General features: G+C 47.6%; 12 protein-coding genes. 7 read left to right on the forward strand and 5 right to left on the reverse strand.

Annotation, left to right across the window (positions count from 1 at the left end; translation table 11 throughout):
- Positions 1-161: 161 nt before the first annotated feature.
- A complete protein-coding gene (locus QE390_RS03220; protein ID WP_106637888.1) occupies positions 162-833 on the forward strand; it encodes a superoxide dismutase in 672 nt (223 codons plus the stop codon).
- Between the two features lie 180 nt (positions 834-1,013).
- A complete protein-coding gene (locus QE390_RS03225; protein WP_106637887.1) occupies positions 1,014-1,235 on the forward strand; it encodes a hypothetical protein in 222 nt (73 codons plus the stop codon).
- A gap of 216 nt (positions 1,236-1,451) precedes the next feature.
- Here QE390_RS03225 and QE390_RS03230 read toward each other — a convergent pair whose 3' ends face one another.
- Positions 1,452-2,891, reverse strand: a complete 1,440-nt coding sequence (locus tag QE390_RS03230) for a PLP-dependent aminotransferase family protein (RefSeq protein WP_307141069.1) — start codon at positions 2,889-2,891, stop codon at positions 1,452-1,454.
- Between the two features lie 204 nt (positions 2,892-3,095).
- On the opposite strand from QE390_RS03230, the gene QE390_RS03235 reads away from it, so the two are divergent.
- The 3 genes from QE390_RS03235 (at position 3,096) to QE390_RS03245 (ending at position 6,021) form a co-directional block, all read left to right on the forward strand.
- Positions 3,096-4,025, forward strand: a complete 930-nt coding sequence (locus QE390_RS03235) for an EamA family transporter (protein ID WP_307141070.1) — start codon at positions 3,096-3,098, stop codon at positions 4,023-4,025.
- A 131-nt stretch (positions 4,026-4,156) separates the two neighbouring features.
- On the forward strand, positions 4,157-4,612 hold the full coding sequence (locus QE390_RS03240; RefSeq protein WP_307141071.1) for a DUF1572 family protein: 456 nt from the start codon (positions 4,157-4,159) through the stop codon (positions 4,610-4,612).
- Between the two features lie 8 nt (positions 4,613-4,620).
- Positions 4,621-6,021 (forward strand): pyridoxal-dependent decarboxylase, encoded by a 1,401-nt coding sequence (locus tag QE390_RS03245; RefSeq protein WP_307141072.1) that lies wholly within the window; start codon positions 4,621-4,623, stop codon positions 6,019-6,021.
- 478 nt (positions 6,022-6,499) lie between these two features.
- Here the strand turns inward: QE390_RS03245 and QE390_RS03250 are convergent, their stop codons facing one another.
- Positions 6,500-6,907, reverse strand: a complete 408-nt coding sequence (locus QE390_RS03250; RefSeq protein ID WP_307141073.1) for a DUF983 domain-containing protein — start codon at positions 6,905-6,907, stop codon at positions 6,500-6,502.
- A 106-nt stretch (positions 6,908-7,013) separates the two neighbouring features.
- Complete coding sequence (locus tag QE390_RS03255; RefSeq protein ID WP_307141074.1) at positions 7,014-7,871, reverse strand: helix-turn-helix domain-containing protein; 858 nt, start codon at positions 7,869-7,871, stop codon at positions 7,014-7,016.
- Positions 7,872-8,031: 160 nt separating this feature from the next.
- On the opposite strand from QE390_RS03255, the gene QE390_RS03260 reads away from it, so the two are divergent.
- Positions 8,032-9,021 carry an isopenicillin N synthase family oxygenase gene (locus tag QE390_RS03260; protein WP_307141075.1) on the forward strand — a complete coding sequence of 330 codons (990 nt, stop codon included), beginning with the start codon at positions 8,032-8,034 and terminating at the stop codon, positions 9,019-9,021.
- A gap of 742 nt (positions 9,022-9,763) precedes the next feature.
- Entirely contained in the window at positions 9,764-10,444 is a 681-nt protein-coding gene (locus QE390_RS03265; protein WP_106635398.1) for an aspartate/glutamate racemase family protein, read from the forward strand.
- 256 nt (positions 10,445-10,700) lie between these two features.
- Here QE390_RS03265 and QE390_RS03270 read toward each other — a convergent pair whose 3' ends face one another.
- Together QE390_RS03270 and QE390_RS03275 are read right to left on the reverse strand one after the other, a co-directional pair.
- Complete coding sequence (locus tag QE390_RS03270; RefSeq protein ID WP_307141076.1) at positions 10,701-11,549, reverse strand: sugar phosphate isomerase/epimerase; 849 nt, start codon at positions 11,547-11,549, stop codon at positions 10,701-10,703.
- Between the two features lie 179 nt (positions 11,550-11,728).
- Positions 11,729-13,123, reverse strand: coding sequence for a carbohydrate porin (locus QE390_RS03275; RefSeq protein ID WP_307141077.1), 1,395 nt, complete (start codon positions 13,121-13,123; stop codon positions 11,729-11,731).
- Between the last annotated feature and the right edge of the window lie 31 nt (positions 13,124-13,154).

A 13,154-nucleotide genomic window follows, 5' to 3' on the forward strand; every position in this document is an offset into this window, starting at 1 on the left:
TTTCGCTCGATTGAATGGGCCTAACCCTGATTCGTAGAATTATTCTATTTAAAAAGTAATCTTTATTTAAGAAATCCTTGCGACCTTGCACAGCGGGGATATTTTTGCCCCCTCAACTGCATGCTTCGCAGCATCTTTACCTTAGAAACCATTTATCAACCATGAACTTCAAAACTCTCCTTGTTGCCGGACTAATGGCCTCAGCCTTTCAGGTTTCAGCCCAGTTTACTCAGGCTCCCCTACCTTACGCTACGGATGCTCTGGAACCGAGTATTGATAAGCAAACGATGGAAATTCACTACGGCAAGCACCATAAGGCTTATGTAGATAACCTGAATAAAGCCGTTGAAGGCAAGCCTGAAGCTTCGATGACGATTTTTCAGGTGGTAAAGAAAATTGATAAAAACACGGCTCCTGCCATTCGTAACAATGGTGGAGGACACTGGAACCACACGTTTTTCTGGAATACCATTGGTCCCAAGCGTGGCGGTAAGCCCTCAGGAGCTTTAGCCGAAGCAATTAACAAGTCATTCGGTAGCTACGATAAGTTCGTGGAAGAATTCAACAAAGCCGCTTCAACCCGCTTTGGTTCAGGCTGGGCCTGGCTGATTGTTACCCCTGATAAAAAACTGGCGGTTGTATCTACGCCTAACCAGGATAACCCCTTAATGGCACTGGCTGAAACGCCCGGTACGCCCGTGATTGGTCTGGACGTATGGGAACACGCTTATTACCTGAAGTATCAAAACAAACGTCCTGATTACATCAAAGCTTACTGGGACGTAGTAAACTGGGAGGCCGCTGCGAAAAACTACGCCGAAGCTCTTAAGTAATCCAATATTATACCCTGCTTTAAAAGGATGATTTCGTTCAGGCGAAGTCATCCTTTTCTTTTATCATCCGGTTTTTCATGCGTCCTTCAGACCCTGAATCCGATGGTGGATTGTGGCTTTCAGTATTACTCAAAATGCTTTCTCTTTGGGTAAGTCATTCTCGTAAAAGCCCTTAAAACTATGCTTAATCTCCTCTCCATCTTCATCGGCATTGTAGCGTTCGTCATTGCTCTGGCCGGTTTGATTCCCTTCGTTGGAATCGTCAACTGGGTTGCTCTTCCCATTGCTTTCATCGGTATGGGGATCGGCCTTCTTTCGGAAAATAAGACGGGCCGAAATCTGAACATTCTGGTGTTGATCGTAGCCTTCGTGCGACTGATGCTGGGCGGAGGAATTTTGTAGTAGTGGTTAGTTGATGGATCTTCGTTAGTAGCAGAATAGGAAACATGAGTCATCCCGAAATTTGAGTCCATAGCAATTCGGATGTAATAAAGCGGTGCCGAGGCTTGTCGGCACCGCTTTCCGATTCGTGGGCAATCCAGTCGCCTGAGTAGTTATTGCCAGTGGTTAAGCTCAGAACGGAGTAGAGAAGGTAAAAGGCGTATAACAAAGCGACCATTACCTTCGAAAGGAATCAATCAGGCGTCCCAGTTTTTTCAGACTTTTATCAATTTCTGGTGTATACGGAGCCCCGAACGTAATTCGCAGGTAATTCGTAAAGCGGGCATCCGTACTGAAGATATGACCCGGAGCGATGCTGATCTTTTCGAGCCAGGCTTTTTCGTATACCTCGAAAGCATCGATTCCTGCTTCCAGTTCAATCCATAAAACGTACCCACCCTGCGGACGGCTGACTTTTGTACTTCTGGGAAAATAGTCGGCGATGGCCTGCAAGTACCGCAGACATTGCGTGTGCAGGGCTTTTCGCAGGTTTCGCATGTGTAAATCATACCGGCCCGTTTCAAAAAAGATAGCAATGGCCGCCTGCGTGGGCGTAGCGGATGAAACGGTATGCATGAGTTTGACATTCAGCACCTGTTCCAGAAAACGGCCCGGAATGCACCAGCCCACCCGATACCCCGGGGCCAGCGTTTTAGAAACCGACGAGCAGAGCATGACCAGCCCCTGCGTATCAAAACTCTTGCAGGTACGGGGCCGGGTTTTACCGAAGTACATTTCCCCGTAAATGTCGTCTTCAATCAACGGAATTTCCCGGGAAGCCAGCAGTTTAACCAGTTGTTTCTTGCGGTGATCGGGCATCAAAGCTCCCACCGGATTACAGAAATTAGGAACGAACAGGCAGGCAGCAATGGGCGTTTTCTCCAGAGCCTGTTCCAGTAAATCGATTCGAATACCCTCGGTAGGATCCGTAGGAATTTCGAGTACCCGTAGTCCCAGACTCTTCATGACGTTGAAAATGCCAAAGTACGTCGGGCTTTCGATGGCTACCGTATCGCCGGGTTTGGTAACGGCCTTCAGGCAAAAGACCAGAGCCTCCATACAACCCTGCGTAGTGACAACCTCGTGTTCGGTAAGGTTGCCATTCCAGTTAAAGGCATGTTTGGCAATCTGCTTGCGTAAGGTTAGGTTGCCTCGCAGTTCTTCGTAGGCGGTACAACTGCTGGGGTTTTGCCGGAGGGCTTCCAGCATGGCCTTGTTGAGTTTGGCTTCCGGTAAGAGTTCCAGAGCCGGGGTCGCTACGGATAATTTGACTACGTCCGTCTGCGAAAGATTTTCGTACACCCGGCGAATCATGGCGTCAACGCTGACCTTTTCCAGGGAACGATCAATAGGCGGCGAAGGCAGGAGCTGCGGTACCCGCGTGGATGTATAACGGACGAAATACCCGGATTTGGGTCGGGCTTCGATCAGGCCTTTGTTTTCCAGTTCGACGTACGCTTTATAAGCGGTACTCAAACTGATGCCCTGTTCCAGACTCAGGGCTCGCAGGGATAAAAGTTTATCGCCAGTCTTGAGTATCTGGCTTTCCATTTGCTTTTCCAGTCGCTCAGCTACCTGAACATATAGAAATTCTTCGGTCAGTGATGTGTTCGCCATGAAAAATGAATGACAGCGATGGTAATCGGTTAGGAGGGCAAAGGTAAAAGCTAGCCAATAAAAGTATACGCTTCATACTGAGAATAATACAACAGTCTTTCGAAGAAAATTATTAAATCTGTTATGCTTGTAATTTAAAAATCTGCATCTGTTTTTGTTAGCGAATAAAACCGAGTTTTACGGCGTACTTTCCTGACTACGACGATGCGAAACACTCAAAAAGCGTATGTAGCTCTGGCTACTGTCTGTTTCCTCTGGGGCACTACCTATCTGGCTGCCCGTATAGGGGTGGCAGGTTTTCCAGCTCTACTGTTCATGGCTCTTCGAAATACGACAGCCGGACTGTTGTTACTCGCCTTTGCCATGATTCGACACCGGGCCGTACCCGGCTGGCCCGCTATCAAACTGCAAATCATTCCCGGCTTGTGCATGATTACGTTCGGAACTGGTATTGTGGGCTGGGCCGTACGCTTTATTCCGAGTGGACTGGCCGCTCTCATTTGCTCGCTGATTCCTTTGTTTACAATCGTTATTCAACTCGTCATCCGACCTCAGGATAAGCTCAATGGCCGGATTGTTTTGGGAATGCTGATGGGTTTTCTGGGTGTAGTTCTGGTCTTCCGCGATCATATGAACTTCATGGCCGATCGAAACTCGCTGATGGGCATTGGCGTAACGCTTTTCTCGTGCCTGTCTTTCGCGAGTGGAGGCTTGTATACGCAAACGCATCGGGCTCAATCCCATGCCTTTTTCAACGCGGCTATTCAGATGTTGGTTGGCGGGACGGGCCTTTTGGTACTTAGTGCCCTGGCGGAAGACTGGCAACACTTGCCGTCACTGAGTCTAACTTCGGGTCTGGCTCTATTATACCTAATTGTCTTTGGATCAATTGTTGCGTTTGTGTCGTACCTGTATGCAATGTCCCAGTTACCCGCTGGCTTGGTTTCGGTGTATGCCTATATTAATCCTCTGGTAGCCATTATTTTAGGGTATTTGATTCTGCACGAACACGTCACCTGGATTACGGGACTGGCTTTTACGATTACCATGCTGGGCGTGTACCTGGTGAATCAGGGTTATCGGCTACAGCAAGCGAAAAAGAGAGCTTTGGTAGTAAAAGCAGCAGAGGCCTAATATCAGGCCGAATAGTATTCAATAAAATAGGCTTCCCAGAAAAGCGGTACTCTAAACCTTGGTACGAAAAACCATACGATTTGCCAAGGGCAAAAAAACAGGTTTTCACACCTACTGTTATTTTTTTATCTATGACTAAAGCTGACTATATCCGATTTTATGATCGCGAACTCGCCAAACTTGCCAGCGAACTTCAGACCTATCCGAATGAAGAAACGCTTTGGACGGTAGTACCCGGAACCATCAATTCTGCCGGACATCTGGGGCAACACCTGATCGGTAATCTGAAAACATACATTGGACTGACGCTGGGTAAGGTGCCGTACCAACGCAACCGCGAAGCCGAGTTTACGCAGCAAGTGTTTTCGCATCAAGCCTTATTGACAGAAATAGAGGCCTTACCCGCTCTTATCCGGCAATCCGTCGAGCAGGTGGAAGACCTCGAAGCCCCGTATCCAACGGAAATCCTGGAGATTTTTGCCGAGCAAAGCATTGCCGTGGTGCTGACGCATCTGCTGATGCATTTGGCCTATCATACTGGACAAATGAATTACCATCGCCGCTTTAGCCTTCAATCCTTCGTTTAGTAAAAGCCATGAATCCATCCTTACAAACGGACGTAGAGCAGTGGGATGACCTGCTCAGGGAAATCCAGCAGCAGGCCACTGCCTATCTTCAAAATATCGAATCCGTACCAACTAGTCCGCAGGTACAAGATTTCGTTTCAGCAGAATTGCCCGAAGCAGGTTGGGGAACCTTGCAAACGCTGGCCTTTTTCCGCCAACATTACCAGCCCTGGATGGTGGCCAGTGCCGGACCCCGCTACTGGGGTTTTGTCGTGGGAGGTACCACGCCAGCGGCCATGGCGGGCGACTGGCTCACGTCTGTATTTGATGCAAATCCACAGAATCTCCAGGGCACGGGTGATCGCTCGGCCCATCTGGAAGTCGAAACGATTCGAGGCATGCGGCAGTTGCTGGGCTTACCGGATACCTTCATGGGTGGTTTTGTAGCAGGAGCTACAATGTCGATTTTCACTGGTCTGGCCGTGGCTCGGCAGTGGGCGGGCGTGCAAATGGGTCAGGACATTGCTAGGGAAGGCTTGTCTACGCAACCTATCGTTCTGACAGCTACCCCGCATTCGGCTGTACGCAAAGCGATGGCCATGTTGGGCATAGGCAGTAATCGTCTGGTTAAACTGCGGACCCTGCCGGATCGCGAAGCGGTTGATTTGAAGCATCTGGAAGAAAAACTCCGCGAATATCAGGGGCAACCCATCATCATAAGTACAAGTGGTGGAACCGTAAATACCGTCGATTTTGATGATTTTCGCGGCATACAGCGACTCCGGCAGCAGTATACGTTCTGGTGGCATGTAGACGCGGCTTTTGGTGGTTTTGCGGCCTGCTCACCCCACTACGCCGACCGATTGCAGGGCTGGGAAGAGGCCGACAGTATTACCGTCGATTGCCATAAGTGGATGAATGTCCCTTACGACAGTGCCGTCATTTTTACGCAGCGGAAACACCAGCACCTACAGGTACAAACCTTCCAGAATTCCAATGCTCCATACCTGGGGGACCCGGATGACAATTTTTCATACCTGAACTTTCTGCCTGATAATTCACGGCGACTGCGGGCATTACCCGCCTGGTTTAGCCTCATGGCTTACGGAAAAGCGGGTTTTGCGGCGATGGTTGAGCAAAGTGTAACCTGTGCCCGACGGTTGGGTGAGGCTCTTGAAGCCAGTACGGATTTCCGGCTGGTGGCTCCGGTACGGCTCAACGTCGTTTGCTTTACACTTCGCCAAATGCCCGAGCGAGCCACCGAATTCCTGGACTTACTCAATCAGCGGGGAAAGGTGTTTATGACACCGACGTTACTAGGAGATACGCTTTGCCTGCGGGCGGCTTTCGTCAACTTCCGGACGAGCGAATCGCACGTCGACGAAGCATTGGAAGAATTAACCTTTGTTTTGCATTTGTTGAATGACTGAAATAACCCGGCAATAAGAAGGATCGCCTGCCTGAGAACAGTCAGGCGTCTTTGTTACGTTGGTAGTCAGAGGAATAGATAGTTCTGCTCTCGAGTCGCGATGATTTAGAAAAGTAGCCTGTACATAGTTTTTGAACTTAACTTGTGCACGTAAATGAATCTGAAACAGCTTAAGCTTGATCAGCAACTTTGTTTGCCTTTAGTGCGAGATTCCATCTTCTCTCTACCATAAGTGGCAGATTCCTTCCTGCCATGATACCCCGAGCCTGTCATTGATTTATAGTATGGGCCAACGATTATAAATTTTAGTCGATCCATAAGTTATTAGTTTAAATATAGCAAGGCATCAAAAAGGCCTCCCTGATTGGGGAGGCCTTCCGTTTTCATGGCTTATTATATTCTTCCGTTATTGATAATTAGGCACTGTTACCTAGTTAACGGCTTTTGCTTTAGTATTGGTGTCAGAATTACTCATTTCTTTATGAGTGGTTCGTAGACAGGATTACCGCTTTGTTTTTGGCTTTGGCCGGATCGTAGTTAACGAAAAGATTCAGCCAGGTACGGCGAGCCAGACGGAAAAACCAGGGCATTAATAAAACCAGCGTTGGAATAAGAAAGGGCAGGAAATAATCCAGATCCAGTTTCAGAACGTAATTGTAAACAACGAATGCCAACAAGCACCAGATCACGTATAAGGCGTAACTTACGTATAGTGCTCCCCAGTAAAAACCAGTTTCGGGCATAAGCGTTTCGTTACAATGTTCACAACGTTGGTGAATCTGATCAAACTTAGGTTGAAACGCCGTTTTAGTAATAAAGAAATCGCCCTGATGGCATTTAGGGCATTTGTTGAAGGCAACGCTATATACTTTTGAACCAAGTCCCATGATCGTTAAGGTTTTCAGAACGATGTTACTTTCTGAATTCCTGATACAAAGGTAGAAAGCGTTTACTGTTCAGATAAGGGATAAATACGGCTGGTCATGGTACAAATCAATGATTCTGTGATTCCCTGAATTCCAGCGGCGTATGCCCGGTATGCGTCCGAAAAAAGCGAACAAAATACGAAGGGTCTTCAAAGTGCAGCAGATACCCAATCTCCTTAACCGATAAATCGGTATGGGTTAGTAACCGCTGAGCTTCAATGCAAATCCGTTCATAGAGCAATTGGCTAGCTGTTTTTCCGAGTAAGCTTTTGCAAATGCTATTGAGGTGGTTAGGACTGATGTTTAATTGCTCGGCGTAGTTTTTCACCTCCCGCACGTCCAGAAATTGCTCTTCCAGTAACTCTTCATACTGCCGAATCCGGTTGTAATACTGCGTCGATTCACCGGGCCATTCCTGCTGATACGTTCGGTTTGCTTTTTCCAGAATGATGTGCAGATAGGATAAAAACACTTCCGAACGATTCACCGATTGAGCCGTATATTCTGCATACATCAGGTTATACAACGTCACAAAAGCAGTATCTTTCATCTCCAGCAAGGGTCGGTGCTGGTGCGAGTGAAAAAAGGGATATTGATACAGACGATTGGAAAAGCGAGCCCGGAAATACGTAGGTTCGAAGAACAGATTATAGCCTTTAATATCTGTCGATAACTCCCAGCTATGCACCTGCCCCGGCGTCAGGAAATACAGTTGCATGGGCTGTACGTCGTAAGTTCGGAAATCAATGGTGTGCTTGCCACTTCCCTGGGTAATCCACATCAGCAGGTAAAAGGTATGCGAATGGGACTTATCAATGCCCTTGAACTCCTTGACCAGCTTTTCCAGCGGAGTCATATAAAAAGGCGTATCCGGTTCGTGCCGCTGGAATGCTTTTATATCGTAGGTAGGAAACTCGGTGGACATTTACGTTTGGTGTTTTAGGTTCAGAGTTGTGAATTACTTTCCGTTAATCTGGTCCCAACTCATTTACCTGGTTGGTTAATTAGCCTACAAACCTAAAAACGGTATTCACTAAATACTAAACTATTGTATTTTTGCGGTACACTATTTAATACTTCACAACATGGAAGGTCTTCAGAACGACGCCCTTTTGGATGAAATTCCTTCGCTGGATCTGGCTGATTTTACCTCAAGCGATACCGAGCGTAAAGCTGCATTCGTAGCTAATCTGGGAAGAGCGTTTAATAATATCGGTTTCGTGGCCATCAAAAACCACGGACTCACGCCTGAATTACAGGAAAAACTGTATGCTTCGGTGAAAGCGTTTTTCTTCACCCCCGATGACTTCAAACGCAAATACGAAGTTCCCGGTATTGCGGGGCAGCGGGGATATGTAGGCAAGGGTAAAGAAACGGCGAAAGGCTTTAAGGTAGCCGATTTAAAAGAGTTTTATCACGTAGGCCAGCCCCACCCCACGACCGATGACGGTGATAGCGTTTGGGCGGATTACCCGCGTAACGTATTCCCTGCGGAACAACCTGATTTCGAAAAATATACAGTTCAGACGTATCAGACTTTTGAACAAACAGGTAAGACTTTATTACGGGCCATTGCCTTGTATCTGGAGTTACCAGAGGATTATTTTGAGGATAAAGTCAAACACGGCAACAGCATTCTGCGGGCTCTGCATTACTTCCCGCTTGATCCGAATGTGGTGGAAGAAGGAGCCGTGCGGGCAGCCGCTCACGGGGATATTAACCTGATTACGTTGCTAATGGGAGCCAGTGCCGAAGGGCTCGAAGTATTACGTCGCGACGGCAAATGGATTGGCATTACCGCCCTCCCCGATCAGATTATCGTGAACGTGGGTGATATGCTGGATCGATTAACGAACCACAAACTCAAATCGACCATTCACCGGGTGGTTAATCCTTCGCGGGAAAAAATGAACACATCACGGTTCTCGATTCCCTTCTTCATGCACCCCCGTGCCGAGATGAACCTGACCTCGCTCGAAAGCTGCGTAGATACCCAACACCCTAAACTTTACACAGATATGACCGCTGGAGAATTCCTGGACGAACGTCTGATGGAGTTGGGGTTGAAAAAGTAATGTTTTGTTTCAAGCTTCCCCGGATTTCATCCGGGGCTATTCGCGTTTAACCCCTCCGGGGTTATTTGCTGTAAAGCTATTGTAAAACAACCCCAGCGGGGTTCACCCCGGATAAAATCCGGGGACACAGTCTGTACTTCAGAGCCAATCCAAAAAAACTCCCCGCAGTCGCTCGGCTCTAGCCGAGTGACTACCTAACTCTAGGCCTCTGGCCGATAGACTGCGAACCCCTAGCGGGTCATAAAACAATTTTTCCCAAACAAAACAGGCTTGCGAACATCGGCCAGAGGCCTAACAGACTACCTTGTCACTCGGCTAGAGCCGAGCGACTGCCTAAGAAATCCGCCTGCTACCCACGGGTACGATATTCCCTCTCGTTCCTACCCTAAGGCACGATCCACCTGCCGTTCGCCCAAGCCTGTCAGCCCTAGCAAAGCAAAGGATCGAATTAGGTATTTGATTCTAAATTTTAGACAGCTTTTTGATTGAAACAAAATCAGTGATAGTAACTCCCCACCTATTCATCTCGACCGCAGGAAGACCTTACTGGTGAAGCAAGTGCTATACAAGTTTCTTCGCTCTAAATGACAGAAGGAGACCGTTGGTCGTTTAAAATCTTTTCAATAGGTTTCGGTCCATTCGTAATTAATTGCGTGCACGTCTGGATTAGCTGGAAATTTCAAGACCGGAGTCAATTCCTTTTACCCTATTCAAAACAGTCTTTTAAACACTTCATTCCCGTATGAAAAAAGTAGGTATTGTTGGAGGAATCAGTTGGACATCCACCCTGGATTACTACCGATTGATCAATGAAGGGGTCAATCAGAAACTTGGCGGTCTGAATTCGGCTGAACTGGTGCTTTACTCACTCAACTTTGCAGAAGTCCAGCAAAGATCCTGGGAAGGCGTATACGAACTTCTTTTAAATGCCTGTCAGGTTCTGAAAAATGCCAAGGTTGATGCCTTGGTATTGGGGGCTAATACCGCACATATGTACGCGGACCTACTTGAGCAGGAAGTCCAGCTTCCGCTTATTAATATCATCACCGAAACGGCCCAAGATATCCTCGCTACAGGGGTTAGAAAAGTGGGATTGCTCGGTACAAAATTTACCATGGAAATGGATTTTTACCGCGACAAGCTGGAATCGTACGGCCTTCAGGTACTCATACCCGATTCTGCGGATACGAGAGCGTACATTCAACACGTGGTGAAGGAAGAATTAGGACGTGGAGATATCCGGCCAGAATCGAAAGAAAAATTTATAGCCATTGCTCAGGAGCTGATTCTTCAGGGAGCCGAAGGCCTGATTCTGGGGTGCACTGAGATTCCATTACTAATTAGCCAATCAGACTTTTCTTTCCCAGTTTTTGATACGACCCAAATACACGCTGCGGCCATTGTCGACTATCTGCTTTCGTAAGCGAACTCAATTTGGTAAACCATTAACTCGCCTGAAGTAAAAGGCCTGCTACACCAGCAAGGTCTCTTCCCTTTGGCCGAGATGACAGGCGGGGCGGTTGTGCTTCCGCCGTTGTTCATGTTTAACGAAGCGTCACTGGTAATGGCTTAGTGAATATATTTTGTGCTGCCAGCGAAAAAGCTGGCAGCAGCATCTTATACCAACAAGGGAAGGGTTTCTTTTCCTCCCTATTTCAAGTCTTTAAGCTAACAAGGTGTTAAATCAAGCCAAATTCAGCCGCTTTCTCCTTCATAAAGGTCAGGCTTCCTTTCGCCAGCGTTTCGGCATCGTATTTGGAAGGCCGCCACAGGGAGACGGCTTCGGCCATGCCCGGAATGGAAGAAGAGAAATTCTCCAGAACTAATGCTCCCGCATAATTAACCTCTGCTAAGCCCTGAAACAGATCATGCCAATGTACATTCCCTTCACCGAGCATCCCCCGGTCGCTTTCCGTCATGTGGACGTGTTTGAGATGAGAAGCCGCCGTTACTACAGGATCATAAAAATTGGCTTCCTCAATGTTCATGTGGAAAGTATCCAGATGTAATCCCAGATTCGGAGATTTTACCCGATCAATTATTCGCAAGACATCCGAAGCAGATGTGCAGACGTAACTTTCGTAGCGATTAATCGGCTCAATGGCTACGGTAATACCCAGTTTTTGAGCGTAGTCCGTTCCTTCGGCCCACACTTCACAAAGCGTATCCTCTTCTGCTGCCGTTAGGGGCTTTCCTGAAAAAACACCAATGCCGCCATGTAATACGCCGGCCAGTAAAGTTGCCTCCAAAGCTGCCGTTTGATCCAGGGCTTTTTTGATTAAGCTTAGAGCTTCTTTCGGATGAAAAGGAATATGAGCAAAAGCGGGCAAATTCAGCGAACAAATCACGTCCAGGTTTGCCGCCTGTAACTGCCGCTTCACCGTCGGTGCATCGAAGTCCATCGAAGGAGGTAATAATATTTCAAGTACATCAAAACCATACACCGCTGATTGCTGAATGGCATAGGCACCCGTTTCAGCCGTCCAGGCGGGTAAGGTCCAGGTAAGTAAGGAAGCTCCGAATTTCATTTTTTTAGTTGTTCGTTATTGGTTGATGGTTGTTCGTCTATGTATTGCGGCCAGCGTGGCCCAACCAACGTGGTCGGGCCACGCTACCGCTGCCAGCTTTATCGCTGGCATCAACCAATTAAAGGTCGCCAAACGGGCAGGCAGCGAGTTAGCAGATTTATCTGGTTCTACTATCTTCATTAAAAGATCCACCATTCCGATCTTACCCCAAAATACGTTCCCCAGCGATGATTAACGGCCTGTTGCAGGTACGCTGAATAGGCATGGTCTGAGGCATACTGATTATAATGAGCAAAAGAACAAATTAACCGTATGTGCGGCCTCGCCCAGGGACTCCGCTCCGCCGTGGGAACCAACGTCGGGGCAATAATAAACTTCGTCATCCGAGCATACGGGTTATTTCCATCCTGCCGTTGGGCGTAGTGTAACTCCGTGATCAGATGAAACCAATTGGTAACATACGTAATCGCCCGCATTCCCACTACTAAATCCTTTTTTGAATTGTAAATACTGCGTTTGTAATAGTCCTGAGCAAAACCCCTTGCCTTGCCTCCCCCCTGACTCTGAATATAAACGCCGTAGCCATTCAGGCTACATTTCTTGAAATTCAGCAGAAAATGCTCCACCAACGTTGCTGAATAAGCTCCGTCATACCGCTGAGATTCAATGTTGGGAGCTCCGTAAGTTCGCCAGGTTTGGGTATTCCCGTTATCACCCCCGTTGGCAACGCCGTTTCCATAACGTACCGCCAGTTGATTAAACGACCCCTTTTCTTTGGTCTTAATATCTGCCGACCATTTCACGCCCCAAACCCAACCATTATCACTCGGAAAACGAATGGACGCCTGCTGGGAAGAACCCGCTACGTGATGAAACTCTCCCAGTAACTTAACCACATGCCCAGGCCAGCTTCGCAGGGTATGATCCAACACAAAAATCTCCCGCTGCCGATAGGTTAAATCATTTTTTCCCGAAATAATATTTACGTAAGAATACGGTAATACGCCCGTTGAAGAGGTATCGATGGCCGCCGGGAAATACATGGAAAAAGCCGTGTTTTTATGCTTTATCCCAAAGCCCTGCGTCGAATGATCGTCAAAATAGAAGTAATCGCAAATGTGAATGTCGTCGTAACGCATGTAACGAGCTCCAGCCCAGGCACTCCACTTGCTGCCTACAATATTCCGAACTTCTACAAAAGCTTCAGGTAAGCTCACCACCGTCCCCCCAATTGAACCCGTATTTACATTACCCAGAAAAGTCCCTTTACTCGAATAAAAAGCCAGTCGAGCCTGAAAATCAATGTGCGTACTATCGTTATTGGCATTTACGGCCTTGAAATGAAAAGCGGGTAAAAAATCCACATAATCGCCCTGTTCCAAACGACTTCCTAACGATCCCTGCCCGATCAGATTCAATTGCCGGCCCGTGTGTTCGGGTAAAGAAGGCGAAATGCCCGCTCCAATCCGGCCCGTAGTGCCCATCGAAAAATTTTTGTTGGTAATAACGATCTGAGCTTTCGCCATGGACCCTGCCATTAAAAAGCAGAAGATCCATAAACCATATTTTTTCATAAGATTAATAAGCTTTGGGGGAAAGTAAAGA

It is taken from the genome of Siphonobacter sp. SORGH_AS_1065, from assembly GCF_030818595.1.
GTDB lineage: Bacteria > Bacteroidota > Bacteroidia > Cytophagales > Spirosomataceae > Siphonobacter.

What these genes read in the sequence shown, in the direction of transcription:
- QE390_RS03265 (WP_106635398.1), top strand. Translation starts at nt 9,764, where the DNA reads ATGAAAAAAGTAGGTATTGTTGGAGGAATCAGTTGGACATCCACCCTG.
- QE390_RS03220 (WP_106637888.1), top strand. Translation starts at nt 162, where the DNA reads ATGAACTTCAAAACTCTCCTTGTTGCCGGACTAATGGCCTCAGCCTTT.
- QE390_RS03225 (WP_106637887.1), top strand. Translation starts at nt 1,014, where the DNA reads ATGCTTAATCTCCTCTCCATCTTCATCGGCATTGTAGCGTTCGTCATT.
- QE390_RS03250 (WP_307141073.1), bottom strand. Translation starts at nt 6,907, where the DNA reads ATGGGACTTGGTTCAAAAGTATATAGCGTTGCCTTCAACAAATGCCCT.
- QE390_RS03230 (WP_307141069.1), bottom strand. Translation starts at nt 2,891, where the DNA reads ATGGCGAACACATCACTGACCGAAGAATTTCTATATGTTCAGGTAGCT.
- QE390_RS03255 (WP_307141074.1), bottom strand. Translation starts at nt 7,871, where the DNA reads ATGTCCACCGAGTTTCCTACCTACGATATAAAAGCATTCCAGCGGCAC.
- QE390_RS03240 (WP_307141071.1), top strand. Translation starts at nt 4,157, where the DNA reads ATGACTAAAGCTGACTATATCCGATTTTATGATCGCGAACTCGCCAAA.
- QE390_RS03275 (WP_307141077.1), bottom strand. Translation starts at nt 13,123, where the DNA reads ATGAAAAAATATGGTTTATGGATCTTCTGCTTTTTAATGGCAGGGTCC.
- QE390_RS03260 (WP_307141075.1), top strand. Translation starts at nt 8,032, where the DNA reads ATGGAAGGTCTTCAGAACGACGCCCTTTTGGATGAAATTCCTTCGCTG.
- QE390_RS03245 (WP_307141072.1), top strand. Translation starts at nt 4,621, where the DNA reads ATGAATCCATCCTTACAAACGGACGTAGAGCAGTGGGATGACCTGCTC.
- QE390_RS03235 (WP_307141070.1), top strand. Translation starts at nt 3,096, where the DNA reads ATGCGAAACACTCAAAAAGCGTATGTAGCTCTGGCTACTGTCTGTTTC.
- QE390_RS03270 (WP_307141076.1), bottom strand. Translation starts at nt 11,549, where the DNA reads ATGAAATTCGGAGCTTCCTTACTTACCTGGACCTTACCCGCCTGGACG.